The organism is Haloarcula laminariae, assembly GCF_025457605.1.
Taxonomy (GTDB): domain Archaea; phylum Halobacteriota; class Halobacteria; order Halobacteriales; family Haloarculaceae; genus Haloarcula; species Haloarcula laminariae.
This window is the reverse complement of record NZ_JAMZFY010000001.1, coordinates 954,221-971,614: the sequence shown is the minus strand read 5'-3', so window position 1 is coordinate 971,614 and position 17,394 is coordinate 954,221. Positions and strand designations below refer to the sequence as shown.

17 protein-coding genes and 1 pseudogene are annotated in these 17,394 nt (G+C 67.9%); 9 read left to right on the top strand and 9 right to left on the bottom strand.

Going from position 1 to position 17,394, the window contains the following annotated elements:
• Positions 1-2: 2 nt before the first annotated feature.
• Positions 3-221, bottom strand: a complete 219-nt coding sequence (locus tag NJQ98_RS05090; protein WP_262176452.1) for a DUF8015 family protein — start codon at positions 219-221, stop codon at positions 3-5.
• Positions 222-651: 430 nt separating this feature from the next.
• Between NJQ98_RS05090 and NJQ98_RS05085 the strand changes: the two genes are divergently transcribed.
• The gene (locus NJQ98_RS05085; RefSeq protein WP_262176449.1) at positions 652-819 is read left to right on the top strand and encodes a DUF7331 family protein; all 168 of its coding nucleotides are present in this window, start codon (positions 652-654) and stop codon (positions 817-819) included.
• A gap of 48 nt (positions 820-867) precedes the next feature.
• On the opposite strand, the gene NJQ98_RS05080 is transcribed toward NJQ98_RS05085, so the two are convergent.
• A complete protein-coding gene (locus tag NJQ98_RS05080; protein ID WP_262176446.1) occupies positions 868-1,287 on the bottom strand; it encodes a DUF3054 domain-containing protein in 420 nt (139 codons plus the stop codon).
• A 113-nt stretch (positions 1,288-1,400) separates the two neighbouring features.
• Between NJQ98_RS05080 and NJQ98_RS05075 the strand changes: the two genes are divergently transcribed.
• Together NJQ98_RS05075 and fen are read left to right on the top strand one after the other, a co-directional pair.
• Positions 1,401-1,925, top strand: a complete 525-nt coding sequence (locus NJQ98_RS05075; protein ID WP_262178733.1) for a GNAT family N-acetyltransferase — start codon at positions 1,401-1,403, stop codon at positions 1,923-1,925.
• Positions 1,926-1,970: 45 nt separating this feature from the next.
• Complete coding sequence (gene fen / locus NJQ98_RS05070) at positions 1,971-2,951, top strand: flap endonuclease-1 (protein ID WP_262176442.1); 981 nt, start codon at positions 1,971-1,973, stop codon at positions 2,949-2,951.
• Here the strand turns inward: fen and NJQ98_RS05065 are convergent.
• Positions 2,948-3,913: a twin-arginine translocation signal domain-containing protein gene (locus tag NJQ98_RS05065; RefSeq protein ID WP_262176438.1), complete on the bottom strand. Its 966-nt coding sequence runs from the start codon at positions 3,911-3,913 to the stop codon at positions 2,948-2,950. The two genes, fen and NJQ98_RS05065, sit on opposite strands and share 4 nt — an antisense overlap.
• Positions 3,914-4,098: 185 nt before the next feature.
• Between NJQ98_RS05065 and NJQ98_RS05060 the strand changes: the two genes are divergently transcribed.
• The 3 genes from NJQ98_RS05060 to gatE all read left to right on the top strand — a co-directional run bounded on the left by NJQ98_RS05060 (position 4,099) and on the right by gatE (position 8,035).
• A complete protein-coding gene (locus NJQ98_RS05060; protein ID WP_262176435.1) occupies positions 4,099-5,505 on the top strand; it encodes a class II fumarate hydratase in 1,407 nt (468 codons plus the stop codon).
• A gap of 165 nt (positions 5,506-5,670) precedes the next feature.
• Entirely contained in the window at positions 5,671-5,973 is a 303-nt protein-coding gene (locus NJQ98_RS05055) for a HalOD1 output domain-containing protein (RefSeq protein WP_262176432.1), read from the top strand.
• 187 nt (positions 5,974-6,160) lie between these two features.
• Positions 6,161-8,035, top strand: coding sequence for a Glu-tRNA(Gln) amidotransferase subunit GatE (gene gatE, locus NJQ98_RS05050; RefSeq protein ID WP_262176429.1), 1,875 nt, complete (start codon positions 6,161-6,163; stop codon positions 8,033-8,035).
• 69 nt (positions 8,036-8,104) lie between these two features.
• Here the strand turns inward: gatE and NJQ98_RS05045 are convergent, their stop codons facing one another.
• Together NJQ98_RS05045 and NJQ98_RS05040 are read right to left on the bottom strand one after the other, a co-directional pair.
• Positions 8,105-8,827 (bottom strand): RNA methyltransferase, encoded by a 723-nt coding sequence (locus NJQ98_RS05045; RefSeq protein WP_262176425.1) that lies wholly within the window; start codon positions 8,825-8,827, stop codon positions 8,105-8,107.
• Positions 8,824-9,348, bottom strand: coding sequence for a DUF8114 family protein (locus tag NJQ98_RS05040; RefSeq protein ID WP_262176421.1), 525 nt, complete (start codon positions 9,346-9,348; stop codon positions 8,824-8,826). Before NJQ98_RS05040 ends, NJQ98_RS05045 begins: the two co-directional genes overlap by 4 nt.
• Before the next feature lie 220 nt (positions 9,349-9,568).
• Here NJQ98_RS05040 and NJQ98_RS05035 point away from each other — a divergent pair, with 220 nt between their 5' ends.
• Positions 9,569-10,264, top strand: a complete 696-nt coding sequence (locus NJQ98_RS05035) for a 6-hydroxymethylpterin diphosphokinase MptE-like protein (protein ID WP_262176418.1) — start codon at positions 9,569-9,571, stop codon at positions 10,262-10,264.
• On the opposite strand, the pseudogene NJQ98_RS05030 reads toward NJQ98_RS05035, so the two are convergent.
• From NJQ98_RS05030 to NJQ98_RS05015, 4 genes and pseudogenes are all read right to left on the bottom strand, one after another.
• Positions 10,261-11,259 (bottom strand): annotated as a pseudogene (locus tag NJQ98_RS05030) (TIGR04024 family LLM class F420-dependent oxidoreductase). The gene NJQ98_RS05035 and the pseudogene NJQ98_RS05030 overlap by 4 nt on opposite strands.
• 164 nt (positions 11,260-11,423) lie before the next feature.
• A complete protein-coding gene (locus NJQ98_RS05025) occupies positions 11,424-12,533 on the bottom strand; it encodes a glycosyltransferase family protein (protein ID WP_262176414.1) in 1,110 nt (369 codons plus the stop codon).
• Between the two features lie 3 nt (positions 12,534-12,536).
• Positions 12,537-13,718 carry a dihydropteroate synthase gene (folP, locus tag NJQ98_RS05020; RefSeq protein WP_262176410.1) on the bottom strand — a complete coding sequence of 394 codons (1,182 nt, stop codon included), beginning with the start codon at positions 13,716-13,718 and terminating at the stop codon, positions 12,537-12,539.
• 82 nt (positions 13,719-13,800) lie between these two features.
• Entirely contained in the window at positions 13,801-14,298 is a 498-nt protein-coding gene (locus NJQ98_RS05015; RefSeq protein WP_262176407.1) for a dihydrofolate reductase, read from the bottom strand.
• Between the two features lie 195 nt (positions 14,299-14,493).
• Here NJQ98_RS05015 and NJQ98_RS05010 point away from each other — a divergent pair, with 195 nt between their 5' ends.
• Together NJQ98_RS05010 and NJQ98_RS05005 are read left to right on the top strand one after the other, a co-directional pair.
• Positions 14,494-16,188 (top strand): sensor histidine kinase, encoded by a 1,695-nt coding sequence (locus tag NJQ98_RS05010; protein WP_262176404.1) that lies wholly within the window; start codon positions 14,494-14,496, stop codon positions 16,186-16,188.
• Between the two features lie 64 nt (positions 16,189-16,252).
• Positions 16,253-17,266, top strand: coding sequence for a phosphotransferase family protein (locus NJQ98_RS05005; RefSeq protein ID WP_262176399.1), 1,014 nt, complete (start codon positions 16,253-16,255; stop codon positions 17,264-17,266).
• Positions 17,267-17,394: the final 128 nt, after the last annotated feature.

Below are 17,394 nucleotides of genomic sequence, written 5' to 3'. Positions count from 1 at the left end.
GGTCAGTCTGCGGTCTGTGTCGGGTCCGACTTGACGGCCTCGGTCGGGACGGGGTCGACCGGGGCGTTGACGAACATCGCGTGGCCGATGAGACCGACGGCGACGACCGACGCCAGCGGAATCGCGGTCGTCAGTGCGAAGCCAGCGAAGACGAGAACACCAGTGATTCCGGCCATAGCGAGCGGGATAAGTCCAAGAACGATGTCGTAATAACCCGTCATAAGTGTGAATTATACTATGGCAGAGGGGTACATAAGCGTTTCGCGTAATTACTGCATAGGATTTTATATAGGCATTAGATACTACCTCTGTCTAATCGGTACAGCATTTTCATAAGTTATGAGAATACGTTGAGCGGCCTGAGAGCGGTCGTCCCCTGTCCGAACGTACGCTATTGGCCTCATGACGGGCGCTACGGGGGACGCAGTCGTCACACCGTACCGGGACGGGGACTGTCCCCCCGAACACACAGGTGACCGGGCCCAGTCTCCGCGTTATCACCCGTTTTCAGAAAGTGAAATTGCGCGCTGCTGTCCGTTTACTAGCGGCCACTGTCATTTTATGGAATGATAACTGGGTCCGAGTGCTTATAATCGGTAACAAGGTAGCAGACATCGGAGGGAGTGAGCCGGGTCTGTCCCGGCGCCACCAATGAGTACGAACGCCACGGACGATACGAACGACGCCCGAAGCGAGGAACCGGCACGCCGGTACGCCGAGTTGAACATCGGTGACGAGGAGTTCGTCATCTACGACCGGGAGAACCACCAGGCGTGGATCCAGTCGTCGATGTCCCTCGACGTAGCCGACCTCCGGTAGCCGTCGCGGGCCGGCCACCGGACTGAAAGCGACGGTTTCTGCGGCCGACTACCGCCCTATCGTCAGGGTCACGCCGACACGCCACAGCGTGAGGAGCAGGCCGCCGACGAGTACCGAGACTACGGCGAACGTCAGTGCGGCCCCGCCGTGGAAGACGCTCGTGGCCCGGAGCCCCTGCGCGACGGCGACGGCAGCGACCCAACAGAGCAGCGTCACGAGCGTCGCGTTCGCCAGCGTCCCCGGCGCGTCCGTGGCGTACAGCCCAGCGGCGCCGGCGACAAGCAGCCAGCCGATGAGAAACGGGGCGAACGTCCCGGCGACGCGCCCGAAGTCGACGATCGGGTTGTAGCCGTGGGTGTACTCCCCGATGGCGACGAAGAGGAAGATGGCAGCCAGGTCACCGGCCACGAGGAGGGCCGTCTTCGAGGAGAGGTCGATGCGGCTCCGGTCGGCCGTCGCAACGCTCATATCACCGGGTTAGCGCTCCTCGTACTTCGGTGCCCCGTTTTCCGCCGCGCTCGCGACCGGACGAGTCGCCCCGAGTGGGCGGGAACTACATGGCCGGTGGCGCTACGGGGGATATGGAGTTCGCGCTGCTGGGCTGGCCCGACGACGACCACCCTCTCCGGCTGGACTACCGGGAGTTCGCCTACGCCGGCAAGTTCGTCATGACCTCGACGGGGAAGGCCGTCGTCGGCGACGACGGCGTCGTGGCCGCCGCGGCCTTCGACGCCGACCGGACCGACCCGGACACGCTGTGTGTCCGCTACATCACCGTCCGGCGGGACCGGCAGGGGGAAGGGCTCGGCCCACGGCTCCTGGGGTTCGTCCGCGAGCGGGCCGCCCAGCGCGGCTACGAGCGGCTGACTATCGGGGTGAACAACCCCTTCTCGTACCAGGCGGCCTATCGTGCCGGCTTCGCCTTCACCGGGGAGGAGACCGGGCTGGCCGAACTCACCCTCGAATGGCCGGGCGACCGGAGCGTCGAGCGCTACCGAAACGGGCTCGCGGTGTTCCGCCAGCGGGACCTCTCCGGGGACGAGGAAGCGTTTCTGGCGGAGAAGCTGGACAGCGAGCCGCCGGACGTGATCGACGCGCCGGACTGAGGCCGTCCCGGGAGATTCAAGCGCCTGTCCCCATTACGGCCGACAATGGGAAACGCTGACCTCCGCTCGCTTGCGGCCATCGAGGACGTGGCCTTTGAGGAGTTAGACGGGCGCGTCGTCGCCGTCGACGCGCACAACTGGCTCTACCGGTATCTCACGACGACGGTCAAGTTCACGAGCGACCACAAGTACACCACCGCCGACGGCGAGGAGGTGGCGAACCTCATCGGCGTCGTCCAGGGGCTCCCGAAGTTCTTCGAACACGACCTCACCCCCGTCTTCGTCTTCGACGGCGCGGTGACCGAACTCAAGGACGACGAGGTCGCCAAGCGGCGCGAACAGCGCGAGAAGTACGAGGACGAACTGGAGAAAGCCCGCGAAGCGGGCGATTCGACCCGCGTCGCCAAGCTCGACTCCCGGACACAGCGGCTCACGGACACGATTGTCGAGACGACTCGCGGCCTGCTCGAGCGGCTGGACGTGCCCGTCGTGGACGCCCCAGCGGAGGGCGAGGGGCAGGCCTCCTACATGGCCCGACAGGGCGACGTGGACTACGTCGGGACCGAGGACTACGACGCCCTGCTCTTTGGCGCGCCCTACACTCTGCGCCAGCTCACGTCGAGCGGTGACCCCGAGCTCATGGACTTCGAGGCCACGCTCGAATCGACCGGACTCACCTGGGAGCAGCTGGTCGACGCCGCCATCCTGATGGGGACGGACTTCAACGAGGGTATCTCGGGTATCGGCCCCAAGACCGCCATCAAGCTGTTGCGCGAACACGGCGACCTCTTTGCGGTGCTGGAAGCGCGGGGGGAACACGTCGACCACGCCGACCGCATCCGGTCGCTGTTTCTCGACCCGGCCGTCACCGACAACTACGCGATTCCCGACGACATCGACCCGGACCTCGACGCCGCCCGCGAGTACGTCACCGACGAGTGGGAGGTCGACCCCGAGGAGGTCCGGCGGGGCTTCGAGCGCATCGACGAGTCCGTGGTCCAGACCGGCCTGGACCGCTGGGTCTAACTGTAGAGTTCATCAGTCGGCACGATGCCGGATACGACGGCCGTGCGACCGTCCTGTGCTGAGGAGACGCTGTCGTACGCCGCGAACAGATCACTGTCGGTGTACTGCGAGATAGCGTCCATATCGACATCGGCCACTGTTTCGAACAGGATAGCTATCTCGACGCTCGTCGTCTCTCCGCGCACCGTATCCCCCCAGCCGATCCCCACCTGTCCGGCGAACTGGCCGCCCTCCGGATCGTGCTCCGCTTCGGTGTAGGCATCGTTCGTGCTCCCGTAGACGAATGTCTCTGAGCCGAATCGCTCGACGAGCGATGTCATGTCAGCGCTCGTCGCCGTGTAGCGGGTCAGTTCGCCGTTTCTAGTCCGGATGAGTGTCCGGACGTAGTCCGCGGCGGCGTTCTCCGCATAGACCAGCGTCCCGTCCGTGACGCCGATCTCCGCGTCGCCGCCGTAAACGCTGTACTCGCCGACTGTTGGTCCCTCCGCGTATCCCAGCTCGGTAAGCCGGTCGGCGATATCGTCCGCGGAGAAGCTCCCGGTGACGATAGCGGGGGAGGTTTCGCTGGCGGGGCCGATCTCGATGCCGTGGTCGAGGTCGGCGAAAGCGAGTTCGAGCTCGCTGAACAGGGCCTTGTCGGCGTAGCTGTCGTACACTTCCGGATTAAACTCCGACTCGTGGTCCCGCACTACTCCGTAGTCGATAGATTCGAAAGAGTAGTGCCCAGTGTCGAACGCGTCCGGTTGGGGAAGCCACGTCCAGTATTGGGCGACCGTCCCACCAGTGTCGCTGTCAGTTCCGGACTCGGTTTCGGTCTCGTCAGCCGGCTCAGCGTCCGCGTCATCTTCGCCGCCAGTGAACTGTTCGGCCTGTTCACAGCCCGCGAGACCCCCAGCGACACCGGTCCCGACAGTCGCGGCTCCGGCTCGGAGCACGTCCCGCCGAGAAATGTACTGATTCATTACGGTCAGAGTCGACACTTGTGCCGATAAAACTGCTGGAGAGACCAACATTTTGTCCGGCCGGAGACCTCGCCGGGGAGGTCTGCGTTTTCCCGTCAACCCGTCCCGCCTGTAGTTGACGCCCTTCCGGTCGGCCCTCAGTACGTACCGGTGGCTTTTACGCCGAGGCGTTCGACCGCCCGCTCATGAGCGACGAGTTCAGAACCGAACAGGACAGTCTCGGGGAGATGCAGGTGCCGGCTGACGCCTACTGGGGGGCCCAGACACAGCGGGCCATCGAGAACTTCCCCATCAGCGACGTGACCTTCGGGCGGCGCTTCGTCCGCGCGCTCGGCATCGTCAAGAAGGCCGCCGCGCAGGCGAACCGGGACCTCGAACTGATTCCCGAGGACAAGGCCGACTGCATCGTCGAAGCCGCCGACGAGGTCATCGCCGGCGACCACGACGACCAGTTCCCGGTCGACGTGTTCCAGACCGGGTCGGGCACCTCCTCGAACATGAACGCGAACGAGGTCATCAGCAACCGCGCCACCGAGATCTACGGCGGGGAAATCGGGACCCGCGAGATTCACCCCAACGACCACGTCAACTTCGGCCAGTCCAGCAACGACGTCATCCCGACCGCGATGCACGTCGCCAGCCTGGAGGCCGTCGAGAAGGACGTCGTTCCCGCGCTGAAGACGCTGCGGGACGCGCTGGCCGAGAAGGAAGACGAGTTCGACACCGTCGTCAAGACCGGCCGCACCCACCTCCAGGACGCCACGCCCATCACGCTGGGCCAGGAGTTCTCCGGCTATCGGACGCAGGTCGAGAAGGGCATCTCCCGCGTCGAGGACACCCACAGCCGCCTGGCCGAACTCGCGCTGGGCGGGACCGCCGTCGGAACGGGGCTGAACACCCACCCCGACTTCCCCGCGAAAGCCGCCGAGTACATCAGTCAGGAGACGGACCTGAACTTCCGCGAGGCGGACAACCACTTCGAGGCCCAGGCAGCCCACGACGCGATGAACGAGGCCCACGGCGCGCTCCGCACCGTCGCGGGCTCGCTGAACAAGATAGCCAACGACCTCCGCCTGCTGGCCTCCGGCCCGCGCAACGGGCTGGGCGAAATCGACCAGCCCGAGAACCAGCCCGGCTCCTCCATCATGCCCGGGAAGATAAACCCCGTCGTCGCCGAGTCGGTCAACCAGCTCCACAAGCAGGTCGTCGGCAACGACGCCGCCGTCGCCGCCGGCGCCGCGGAGGGCCAGATCGACCTCAACCTCTACAAGCCCGTGCTGGCCTCGAACTTCCTCCAGTCGGCGCGGCTCATCGCCAACGGGTCGGAGGTGTTCGCCGAGAAGTTCGTTGCCAAGCTCGCAGCCGACGCCGACCACTGCGCCGAGCGTGTCGAACAGTCGATGGCCCTGGCGACGGCGCTGAACCCGGCCATCGGCTACGACAAGGCGAGCAAGGTGGCGAAGAAGGCCCTCGCCGAGGACAAGACCATCCGGGAGGTCGTCCTAGAAGAGGGGTACCTCGACGAGGACGAGGTCGACGAGGTGCTTGACCCGGCGAAGATGACCGAGCGAGGCATACTCGGCGACGAGTAGCCGAACCGAGTCCGCGAGAGCGCGGTCCGGCGGAGCGTCGGCAGAGACTACGTCGGAAACATCGTCTTACCTACCCGCTGTGGAGTGAGTGGTAACGAGTCGGTTCGGAGTCAGTAAGTGACACATAATAGATGTTTTTCTGTGTCCACCCAATCGTGAAATCACATGTCCCACAGCCATGGCGATGTCAGCGAGTCCGAAGCGGAGGTATACCACCGGAGCATTTTCGAGGACGATACGAAAGACCCAACGACGGAACTGGTGACCGCCGTCGCCGAGCTCAAGGGCGTCGAACAGGACACACTCAATCCGCTGTACAACTGGGCTGACCACCTCATCGAGCACCTCTACTCCACGCCCCCACCCGCCGAAGCCCAGGGCGTGGTCGAGTTCAGTTACGAGGGGTTCCGCATCACCCTCTACCAGGACGGACACGCCGTCATCATGGGCCGGAATACCTCCGAGTAGGTAGGGGCAAACGGCCGTATCGCCTGCGTTCGATATAGCACAACAGGGCCAGAACGCCGCCAGCCGGTGTGTGCGGGTCGGCTCGCTAGCCGGCCGCGCCCTCGGTCGGCGAGACACACGCCGCCGACGGGCCCTACCGGCCGCCGAAGGGTGCGTTTTTTGGCCCCCGGTCCCGCAGACGACGATAATGACTGACGCCGATTTCGACTACGAGGACCTTGGCCTCGTAGCCGGTCTGGAAATCCACCAACAGCTCGATACGGCCACCAAGCTGTTCTGTTCGTGTCCGACCGAGCTGCGGGAACCCGAGGCCGCCGACCACACCTTCACCAGATACCTCCATCCGACCAAGAGCGAGCTGGGCGAGATAGACGACGCCGCCCTGGAGGAGAGCATGGTCGACCGCGAGTTCGAGTACCTCGCCTACGACACCACCTGTCTCGTCGAGGAGGACGACGAGCCGCCGGGTCGGGTCGACCGCGAGGCCATGGAGACGGCCATGGAGATCGGCCAGCTGATGGATATGAACGTCGTCGACCAGGTGAACGTGATGCGGAAGATAGTCGTCGACGGCTCCAACACCACCGGGTTCCAGCGCTCGATGCTGGTCGCCAACGACGGCGAAATCAGCACGAGCGAGGGGCCGGTCGGCATCGAGGACATGCTGCTGGAGGAGGAGTCCTGCCAGCGCGTCGAGGAGACCGATTCGGGGGTCCGGTTCTCGCTCGACCGGCTGGGCATCCCGCTGGTCGAAATCGGCACCAAGCCGGACATCAGCTCGCCGGCACAGGCCCGCGAGGCCGCCCAGCGCATCGGGATGTTGCTGCGCTCGACCGGGAAGGTAAAGCGCGGCCTCGGGACGATTCGCCAGGACGTCAACGTCTCCATCGCCGAGGGCGCCCGTATCGAGCTGAAGGGCGTCCAGAGCCTCGATGACATCGACGACCTCGTCCGCAACGAGGTCCGCCGGCAGGTCGAACTGGTCGACATCGCCGAGGAGTTGGGCGACCGCGACGCCGCCGTCGGCGAGCCCCGGGACGTGACCGACGTGTTCGAGGGGACTGACTCGGGCGTCATCGGCGGCGCGCTCTCGGACGGCGGGGCGGTCCAGGCAGTGCTGCTCGAAGGGTTCGACGGCCTGGTCGGCCGGGAGATACAGCCCGACCGTCGCCTGGGCACCGAGTTCTCCGACCACGCCAAGCGCCACGGCGCCGGCGGCATCTTCCACACCGACGAGCTGCCGGCCTACGGCGTCACCGAGAGCGAGGTCGAGGCGCTGCGGGAAGCGGTCGGCGCCGACCCCGACGACGCCGTCGCCCTCGTCGCGGACGACCCCCACACCGCGGAGCTGGCCATCGAGGCGGTCGTCGAGCGGGCCGAGACGGCCATGGAGGGGGTGCCCGAGGAGACCCGCGACGCCCTGCAGGACGGTACGTCCCGGTATCTCCGGCCGCTCCCCGGTGCGGCGCGGATGTACCCGGAGACGGACGTTCCCCCGGTCGAGCCCGACGCCAGCGAGGTCGAGATGCCGGAGCTACTCACCGAGAAAGTCGACCGCTACGAGGCCGACTACGGCCTCGATTCGGGGCTGGCCGAGCAGGTCGCCTACGGCCAGCGGTGGCCGCTGTTCGAGTCAGTCGTCGAGGACGGAATCGACGCGACGCTCGCGGCCGGGACGCTGGAGTCGACGCTGACCGAGCTCCGCCGGGACGACGTGCCCGTCGACGCCCTCACCGACGCCCACCTGCGGGCGACGCTCGAACTCGTCGACGGCGGCGACGTGCCCCGCGAGGGCATCGAGGACCTGCTGTCGGCGCTGGCCGAGAACCCCGAACTCACCGCCGAGCAGGCGGTCGAACAGGAGGGGCTGGGCGGCGTCGACGAGTCCGAGGTCCGGGAGGCCGTCGCCGAGGTCGTCGAGCGCAACGCCGACCAGGTCGAAGCGGAGGGGATGGGCGCCTTCTCGGGCCTGATGGGCGAGTGTATGGGGGCGCTCCGCGGGAAGGCCGACGGCGACACGGTCAGTTCCGTCCTGCGCGAGGAGATACAGAAACGGGCCTGATTCTGCGGCCGTCACATCGCGGAAGCTGGCGCCGCTCCTGGCTAACATCCCCACGTACAGCCGACGGTATCACTCCTCGGTGCGCTCGGTTCTCTGTCTGGCCCGCCGGAACACGCCCCGGAGGGTCTTTGCCTCCCGACCCGTGGGATGGGCGCGACCGACCAGCCGACGGAAGAGCCGGCGGACGCGATGGCGTTTCTCCTCGGGGTGGTCGATGCTGTCGAGGAAGCTCCCGAACTCCTCGTACAGCCCCTCGACGGCCGCTTCGTCGGCGCGGGCGTGGAGCTCCTCGGGGTGCTGGTCGCGCGCGACGGTCAGTTCGCGGAGTTCGTAGAGAACGATGGTCGCGGCCTGCCCGAGGTTCAGGACGGGATAGTCGGCGCTGGCCGGAATCGAGCAGATCTCGTCCAGGCGTTCGAGCTCGTCGTTGGTCAGTCCGACCCGCTCGCGGCCGAAGACGATGACGGTGTCGGCCTCGACGCCGGCGAGGGAGTCGGCCAGTTCGGCCGGCGTCTTCGCCGGGTAGCGGACGTGGCTGGAGTCGTCCTCGTTCGTCGTCGCGGTGCAGGCGACGGTGTGGTAGTTCTCGACGAGATAGTCGAAGCTCACCTCGCGGGCCTCGGGCAGGATGTCTTCCCGAGCCTGTCCGGCGAAGCCGTAGGCCTCCCCGTCGGGGTCGAGGTCCGGCGGGTTCACGAGCAACAGCTCCGACAGGCCGAAGTTCTTCATCGACCGGGCGATGGTGCCGACGTTGCCCGGCGTCTCGGCGTCGACGACGGCGACGGATATCATACGTCGAGGTCGTCGAGGTTGATGTCCATCGCGTCGAGGTCGTCCTCGTCCATCCCCTCGATTTCCTCCTCGAAGCCGGGGATGGCCTCGTTCCGGCCGGGGGCGTCCGGGAGCGACGTGGGGTCCTCGTCGACGTGTTCGAGCCCCTCGTAGCCGTCGGGCGCGCGGTTCCCGTCGAGAATCCACTGGTGGAACGCCTCCTGGAGTTCGAGGTCGCCGGCGAACTCGTCGCCGCCCTCCTCGCGGAACCAGTAGAGGAAGTCCGGCTCGTGGGCCGAACACAGCACCACCTCGCCGCGTGGCTCGCCGTAGATGACCTCGGCGACGTTGCACTCCTCTATCTTGTCCTCGCCGTACTCCAGCCAGCAGGCGTCACAGGGGTCGACGACGCGGTCGGCGAGCACGAGGATGCGCTGTCGGTCCTCCGGTTCCATCGTCGCAAGCGGGCGCACTCGGCCGTCCTCACCCAGTACGTCCTCGTCGAACCGCCAGCCGCGCAACCCGATGTTTACCTTGCCCATACGCCACGGTTGGGTGACTGCGAGATTAAAAGGGCGCGATGTTCCGGGCGGTGGTGAACAGGTGACCACCAGGTAGACTGCAGGTGTGAGTAAGAGAAAGCTTATACCGGAGGCGTCAAAACACTGGCGTGAAAGCCGGAAGGGCACCCGGGTAGGGGTACACGGACGTGCCATTTCGGCTCAACCCGCTTTATCTGGTACCAGTTCGACAGTGACAGCTATGGACTTTCAGACGTGGGAACCGGTCTACGACGGGCTGCTGGCGGCGTTTGGCTACCCCCGCGAGGGGGACGAGCAGGCGCGGGACCGGCTCGGCGAACTGGTCTCCGGGGAGACGACGTACAGCCCCGCCGACCTCGCGCTCGACGGCGCGACGGTCGCCGTCGCCGGGGCCGGACCGTCCCTGGAGGACGACGCCCACCGGGCGGCCGACGCCGACGCGGTGCTGGCCGCCTCGACCGCCGTCGACCGGCTGCGGGAACGGGGCGTCACCGTCGACGCGATGGTGACCGACCTCGACAAAAACCCCGAGACGGGCCGAGCGCTGACCGAGTCGGGGACGCCGGTGTTCGTCCACGCGCACGGCGACAACGTCCCCGCCGTCGAAACGCACGTCCCGGACTACGACCCCGCGTTCGTGGTGCCGACGACACAGGCCGCCCCGACCGACCGAGTGTACAACTTCGGGGGGTTCACCGACGGCGACCGGGCGGCGTTCACTGCGGACCACTTCGGCGCCGACGAGCTCCGGTTCGTCGGCTGGGACTTCGACGACCCGACAGTGAGCCCCGAGAAGCTCGAAAAGCTCCGTTGGGCCGAGCGGTTGCTGTACTGGCTGGAACGCCGGCGCGGCGAGCGGTTCGGCGTGCTGGACGGGCGACGGGACGACATCAGCCTGCCGGACGGGGCCGACTAGGGCGCCAGGGTGTCCATCGTCGCCTCGATGTCGGCCCGCTCGGCCCCCCGCGGGAAGGAGACGTTGAGCGCGTCGACACCGTCGATACTCTCGAAACGCTCGATGCGGTCACGACACTCCTCGGGCGTGCCGGCCACGGCCAGCGCGTCCAGCAGGTCGTCGTCGACGGCGGCTATCGCGGTCTCGCGGTCGCCGCCGTTCCACTGTTCGAACACCTCGGTGGCCGTCTCCTCGTACCCCTGTCTGGCCAGCGCGTCCCGGTAGTACGTGCCCATGCCGCCGACGTAGAAGGCGAGATGTTGGCGGGTCAGGTCGCGGGCGCGCTCGCGGTCCTCCAGCGCACAGCAGGGGACCGAGAAGGTGACCCGCTGGCCGGCCCGGTCGCGGTCGCCCAGCTCGGCCCCTCGGTCGAAGTCCGCCAGCCGGTCTTCCATCCCCTCGGCGGTACACAGCAGCGCGTGCCAGCCGTCGGCGAAACGGCCGGCCAGTTCGACGGCCTTCGGGCCGAGGCCGCCGGCGTCTATCGGCGGCGCCGGGTCCGGCGGCTCCGAGCGCAGCCGGAACCCCGAGAGCTCGAAGATGTCGCCGTCGTACTCGACGCTGTCGCCCGACAGCACCCGCTTGACGATATCGATGGTCTCGCGGGTCCGCCGGAGCGGCCGTTCGAACGACGCCCCGTGCCACCCCTCGATGACGCGCGGGCCGGAGGGGCCCACCCCGACGCGCAGGCGGCCGTCGGACGCTTCCTACAGCGTGGCCGCGGTCTGGCCGATGAGGGCCGGCGAGCGCGAGTAGACGTTCAACAGCGAGGTGCCGACACCCACCCTGTCGGTGCTGCTGGCGATGCTCGTCAGCGTGGTCACGGCGTCCCGCCCCCACGTTTCGGGGAGCCAGACCCGTTCGTACCCCTCGACCTCGGCGAGCTGGCTCAGCCCGACCAGCGTCGAGACCGACGGCTGTGCGGCGACGGGGAGGTAGATGTCTCTGTCGGTCATCGGTCGGGCCGCGGTCGCGGCTGTCGGACGGTGGAGACGGCTCGTGACGGGGCGCTGGGACGTATCGGCGGCATACCTCTACCTGGGCCCCGTGTGGTATAAAATGACAGGCGGCCGGGAGCCGGGCGGTTCAAACGGGTTCCAACGGACAGCTCGTTGCCGGCTCAGTCCGGCCGCGAACCGCCGGGTCCGTCGAGCGCCTCCCGCGAGGCCGCTCGCACTGCCGAGGGCGACAGCGTCGTCTCCGTCCACGCGGGGAGCCGGTCGTCCGGCCCCGGCGCCCGGATGCTCTCGGCGTAGGACTGCGCCTGTGAGCGCTCGGACTCGGCGTCGTAGTCGAGCCCGTTGACCGTGGCGTCGGCGCCGTACTGGCGGATGAGCGTGTCGGCCGCGTCGCGGTAGGCGTCGGGCAGGCGCTCGTAGTCGGGCGCCAGCCCGTGGTCTTCGAGGGCCTGAAACAGCGCCTCGCCGACCTCGCCCGCCATCGTCGAGAGCCCGCCGCGGCCGCCGACGGGGCGGTGGTCGTGGCGGTGTATCCCCAGGTCGACCTGCGCGGTGGCGGTCGCCCCGACCACGCTGTAGGCCTCGCCGAGCATCCCGACTTCGAGCCCCCAGGCACGCTGTGCGCGAATCGAGCGGGCCGTCTCGGCGGTGACGGCGAACTCGCCGGCCAGCGGGTAGCGAAACGCCGCGAGGTAGTCGAGCAGCGGGTCGTCGTGGGCGCGCGACAGCGCCCGGAGCAGCGGCGCGACGAACAGCCGGGCGAGCCGGCCGTAGAGCTGTCCGTCCTCGACGCGGGCGTAGTACCCCTTGACGAACTCGTAGCCCATCTCCAGCCCCGCGAGCAGGCGCGGGACGTGTTTCGGCGAGTACGTGGAGGCGTCGGCGTCGTGGACGGCCACGTAGTCGGCCCGGCCCGCGGCCAGCCCCAGCCCGAGCCAGACGTCGCGCCCTTTCCCCATCGCCCCGTCGAGGCCGTGGTCCTCGAGCAGCGGGGCCACGGTGGGCGCGTTACACCACAGCGTCGTCACGTCGAGGTCGAAGTCGCCGGCCCAGCGGTCGAACGCGGCCGCGACCGCCCGCGGCGCGCGGAGCGGGACGACGACCGAACCGGGACCGACGGTTTCGAGCGCCTCGAAGACGTGTGCCGGCGTCACGGCCGCCTCGCTCTCCCCGGCGATGGGGACGACGACCGCGCTCTCACCCCCCGGCATCGCCGGCACCGCGTCGGTCAGGTCGTGCAGCGTCGTGATGCGCTCCTGTCGGTAGTCCATGCGTTAGCTGGTCCGAACGGCCTCGACGAGCGGTTCGAATGTGGGGCGTCCGGCCAGCTCGTCGGCCGCTTCCCGAAGCGCATCGGGCCGGCCGCCGACGAGGACGCCGCCGTCGCCGGTAGTGACGGTGAGCCCGACCGACTCGGCGACGGCGGCCAGCTCCGAGGCGGCCTCGGGGGGGAGCCCGGAGACCTCGAAGACCCGGCTGACGTAGGCGTCACTGGCGTCGGTCGGGGCGCCGAGCGTTTCGAGGTGTCGGGCGACCTCGGTGGCCCGCCGGGCGTCGAGTTCGGTGACCGAGACGCCGCCGCCGGCGACGGCGGCCCGCTCGGTGAACGCCGAGCCGATTTTCGCCGCGTCGACGGTCTCCGCCACGTCGTGGGTCCGGACGATGTGGGCGCCCCGCTCGACGGCCATCGCCGTCGCCGCCAGCGAGACGGGCAGGGCCTCCTCGGTCGAGCGGTCGGCGATGGTCCGCAGGAAGTTCTTCCGGTTGATAGAGACCAGGATGGGGCGACCGAACCCGCGGAACTCCCGTAGCCGCTCGAAGGTGGCGTGGTCGTCGGCGATTGTTTTGGCCTCGCTCCAGCCGCCGAAGGCCGGGTCGACGATGGTCTTCTCGGTGAGCCCGTTCTGTTTCAGCGCCTCGTACACCTGGTCGACGTAGTCGGCCGACTCGGCCCACGCCGCGGACTTGCGGGCGGCCCAGTCGGTCTCCTCGACGGCGCCCGGGCGTTCGAGGTCCGGCGGGCTGGCCATCTTGGCGACGGCCACGTCGTACTCCCGACAGACGGCTGGCATCTCGGGGTCGGCGAAGCCACAGATGTCGTTGACCATGTCGAAGCCGCCCTCGATGGCGGCCTCGGCGACCTCGGCGTAGCGGGTCTCGATGGAGAAGACGGCGTCGCCGCTGACCGACTGGATGGTCTCGATGGCGGTGTCCAGGCGGTCGAGCTCCGCCTCGGCCGAGAGCACGTCGAGTCGCTTGTTGGCCGATTCGAGGCCCACGTCGACGATGTCAGCGCCCTCGCCGACGAGTTCCTCGTCGACGTAGGCGGCGGCCTCGGCCGGGTCGTCGTAGACGGAGGGGGAGTACGGCGACTCCTTGCTGACGTTCAGGACGCCCATAATCCGCGGGGGATGGTCGTCACCAATCGGCAGCCCTGCCGCGTCGACCGTTTGCATGAGCGGTTCCTGGGACTCGGGACGGTAAGCGTTGGCGCTTCCGGCACCGGTGACGGTCGGGACGGGCCGACCCTGCCGGCGCTCAGGCGGGCGCCTCGGAGGGGGCGAGCGGGGCCTCGTTTTCGTACTCGACGACGGCGAACTGGTCGTACTCGCGGCGGCCGGTCACCGACCAGTTCGTCCCGAGGTAGGGGAACACCCGGCTCGCGACCTGTCGCTCCGGCAGTTCCGAGACGTAGGCTCGCTCGGCGTAGGGGAGAAACATCGCGTAGACAGACTGGCCACCGATGACGTAACCCACCTCGCCCTCGGCCGCGACGGCGTCGACGGCGTCCCGGACGGTCGAGACGAACGTGGCGTCGGCTTCCGCGTACTCGTCGGGGCTCCCAGTGACGACGACGGGGTGGGTTCCCCGGACCCGGCTCATCCCCTGGTGGGTCTTGCGGCCGACGACGACGGGGTGGCCCGCGACGCGGTCCTTGTACTGCCGTTCGTCCTCGTCGTAGTGCCACGGGATAGTCTCGCCGTCGCCGATGGCGCCGGTGCGAGCCACGCCCGCGATGAGTCTGAGTTCGACCATGTCCGGCCTTCGGGGGCGGCCCCTAAGCGAGTGTCGCCGCCGGCGTCGCAGTCGGTCGGTGCGGCGCTCGCCACAGTGTCCGCGCTCGACCAGCGGCCCCGATTCTGCGCTCGTCCCGGAGCGAGCGACTTGCACCGACTTGGGTGCACAGTAGCAACGATTTTATCGTCACGAACCGTACGGCTAGCCGTTGTTTTGATACTAGACAGTCCCACTGCCGCCAACGCGTATCTTCTGGGCTACGTACTCCTCTTCGGCGCCGCGGCGGCCGCCTGCTTCGCGAGCGTCCCGCGGGCTCGCGCTATCGGGCACGAGGGGACGCGAAAGGGGCTCGTCGCTCTCCTGTTGACGAGCGGGTGCTGGTCGGTCGCCCACCTCGGCTTCCTCCTCGCACCGACAGTGACGCTCAAACTCGTGTTCTATCACGTCGGGCTGTTGGTCGGACTCAGTACTGTGGGACCGTGGCTGTACTTCTGTTCGGCCTACACCGGCCGCAGTCTCCACAAGTCCGTCCCGATACGCCGGGCCGCAGTCGGCGTGTTCATTGCTATCTCGCTCGTGAAGCTCACGAACCCGCTGCACCACCGATACTACCGCGCGGAGGTGTTGCTCACGCCGTTCCCCCACCTCTCTATCGTCTCACAAGAACTGCACTGGCTCGCGATGGGGCTGGCCTATTCCCTCTCGATTGTCGGCTATTTCATGCTGTTCGAGCTGTTCCGTCAGGTGGGCCACGACACCACGCCGCTGCTGGGGCTGGTCGGTCTCACCGGACTCCCGATAGTCCTCGATGCGCTCGCCATCGTGAGCCCGACGGTACTCAACATCACGTACGAGCCGCTCGGCGTGGCCGCCTTCGCCGTCGGCGTGTTGTTCGTCTTCGTCGAGGACTTCCAGACCGTGCAGTTGACCGGCGAACAGGACGACCCGGTCATCGTGCTCGGCGACGACGGGCGGGTGCGCGACTTCAACGTGAACGCCGGCGAGCTGTTCCCGGCGCTCGAAGCGGGCGACACCGTCGAGTCGGCGGACCCCGGGCTCGGTTCGTTCCTCGACGGGGCCGAAAACGACGACGTCCTGGAACTCGACACCGAGGCGGGCCGCCGGTACTACCGCCTCGGCGTCAGGTCGTTCACGACCGACGGGAGCCGCCTCGGGCGCTCGGTGACGCTCACCGACGTGACCGAACGCGAGGAGTACCGCCGGGAACTGGAGCGACAGAACGAGCGCCTGGAGCAGTTCGCGGGGATGGTCTCACACGACCTTCGGAACCCGCTGAACGTCGCGCAGGGACGCATCGCCTTCCTCCGCGAGCAAGGGGACGACGAACATCTCGCCGCGACGGCCCGCGCCCTCGACCGGATGGAGGTGCTCATCGAGGACGTCCTCGCGCTCGCCCGGCAAGGCCAGTCGATAGCCGAGCGGGAACGCGTCACGCTCTCCGCGGCCGCGGCGGACGCCTGGGACGTCGTCGACTCGGGCCCGTCGACGCTCACCGTCGAGAGCGACGGGACCGTCCTGGCCGACGGCACGCGGTTCCAGCAACTGCTGGAGAACCTCTTCCGGAACGCCGTGGAACACGGTTCCGCGAGCCCTGACTCACAAGCCCGTCAGGACGCCGTGGAACACGGCGGCGACGGCGTCGAAATCCGCCTCGGCGTCCTCGACGGGGACGCCGGGTTCTTCGTCGCCGACGACGGCATCGGCATCCCCGTGGCGGACCGCGAAGCCGTCCTCGAATCGGGCTTCTCCACGTCGAGCGACGGGACGGGGCTTGGGCTGTCTATCGTGACCGAAATCGTCGCGGCCCACGGCTGGGAGATACGCGTGACCAGCAGCGACGCGGGCGGCGCGCACTTCGAGATTACCGGTGTCGAAGTCGAGACGTGAGTCGCGGGACCCGACGGCGGCGACACTGACAGTTTTATCTAACCAACCCGCGTAGCCGCCGACAGTGTCGACGCCGGAAGCCGATATCCGCGCTGTCCTCGAGGAGTCGGGGCCGGACTACGACGGGTTCACGTTCGAGACCCCCGGAGGCGGTCACCAGAGCGACGTCTACATGGTGACACTCGACCACGGCGGCGAGCAGTACGAGGTGGTAGTGAAGTTCAAACCGGCCGGTGACATCCCCTTCGACATCGAGCCGAAACTCCACGAGTACGTCGCCAACCGCACGGACGTGCCCGTCCCTCGCATTCTCGTGTTCAAGCGGGAGCCCGCGGTCGACGTGCCCCCTTACTTCGTCACCGAGCGGGTCCACGGAGAGAACCTCGCGACGGAGTTCGCGACGCTCTCGCCGGAGGACCGCCGCCGGGTCATGCGCCAGGCCGGTCACATCCTGGGCGACCTCCACTCGGAAATCGGCTTCGAGGCCTTCGGCCGCCTCGACCTCCACGACGGCCGGCTCATCGTCCGGGACTGGATGGGAAGCTGGCGGGAGTACTTCGAGCGGCTCACGCGGGCCCACCTCTCCCGGCTGGACGAGACGCCCTTCGCGGACGTCAAGGGTCGTGCGCTGGAGACGATAGAGCCGGCCCTGGAGTACGTCCCCGAGGACGGCGTCCCCCGGCTGGTCCACGACGACTTCCGGCCGGCGAACCTGCTGTTCGAGGCCGGCACCGAGCGGCCGATTACGGCCGTGCTGGACTGGCAGGACGTGCTCGCGGCCCTGCCGGAGTACAACCTCGCCCAGACGGAGTTCCTCTTTATCGACTCCTCGGTTACCGACCCCGAGGTACGGGAGGGACTGCGCTCGGAGTTCCACGAGGGGTACACCGAACACCGGCCGATGGCGTTCGACGAAGGCTACGCCGACCGGCGGCCGCTGTATCAGCTCTCGACCCTGCTCTGGCGGATGGCCGGCTTCGAGTCCGTCTTCGACGACGACTCCGGGCTGGTCAGGGCCCGCGCCGAGGCCCAGTACCGCCAGCAGTTCGAACGGCTCGTCGAAGCGATTCCGCAATGAGAGACCGGTTCGGCGCGTCGTAGCCGCACTCGGAGTCGGACAGACGGCACAGGCGCCACCCCATTGCGGCGCTCGCTTACACGGTCCGTCGGATTTATTATATCACCTTGTCAAGCCAAGGTATGCGA

Coding starts and splice junctions, on each gene's coding strand:
- NJQ98_RS05040 (WP_262176421.1), bottom strand. CDS start 9,348: ATGGGCAAGGTAAACATCGGGTTGCGCGGCTGGCGGTTCGACGAGGAC.
- NJQ98_RS05085 (WP_262176449.1), top strand. CDS start 652: ATGAGTACGAACGCCACGGACGATACGAACGACGCCCGAAGCGAGGAA.
- NJQ98_RS05025 (WP_262176414.1), bottom strand. CDS start 12,533: ATGGACTACCGACAGGAGCGCATCACGACGCTGCACGACCTGACCGAC.
- NJQ98_RS05015 (WP_262176407.1), bottom strand. CDS start 14,298: ATGGTCGAACTCAGACTCATCGCGGGCGTGGCTCGCACCGGCGCCATC.
- folP (WP_262176410.1), bottom strand. CDS start 13,718: ATGCAAACGGTCGACGCGGCAGGGCTGCCGATTGGTGACGACCATCCC.
- NJQ98_RS05090 (WP_262176452.1), bottom strand. CDS start 221: ATGACGGGTTATTACGACATCGTTCTTGGACTTATCCCGCTCGCTATG.
- NJQ98_RS05055 (WP_262176432.1), top strand. CDS start 5,671: ATGTCCCACAGCCATGGCGATGTCAGCGAGTCCGAAGCGGAGGTATAC.
- NJQ98_RS05080 (WP_262176446.1), bottom strand. CDS start 1,287: ATGAGCGTTGCGACGGCCGACCGGAGCCGCATCGACCTCTCCTCGAAG.
- NJQ98_RS05065 (WP_262176438.1), bottom strand. CDS start 3,913: ATGAATCAGTACATTTCTCGGCGGGACGTGCTCCGAGCCGGAGCCGCG.
- NJQ98_RS05045 (WP_262176425.1), bottom strand. CDS start 8,827: ATGATATCCGTCGCCGTCGTCGACGCCGAGACGCCGGGCAACGTCGGC.
- NJQ98_RS05060 (WP_262176435.1), top strand. CDS start 4,099: ATGAGCGACGAGTTCAGAACCGAACAGGACAGTCTCGGGGAGATGCAG.
- NJQ98_RS05035 (WP_262176418.1), top strand. CDS start 9,569: ATGGACTTTCAGACGTGGGAACCGGTCTACGACGGGCTGCTGGCGGCG.
- gatE (WP_262176429.1), top strand. CDS start 6,161: ATGACTGACGCCGATTTCGACTACGAGGACCTTGGCCTCGTAGCCGGT.
- fen (WP_262176442.1), top strand. CDS start 1,971: ATGGGAAACGCTGACCTCCGCTCGCTTGCGGCCATCGAGGACGTGGCC.
- NJQ98_RS05075 (WP_262178733.1), top strand. CDS start 1,401: ATGGAGTTCGCGCTGCTGGGCTGGCCCGACGACGACCACCCTCTCCGG.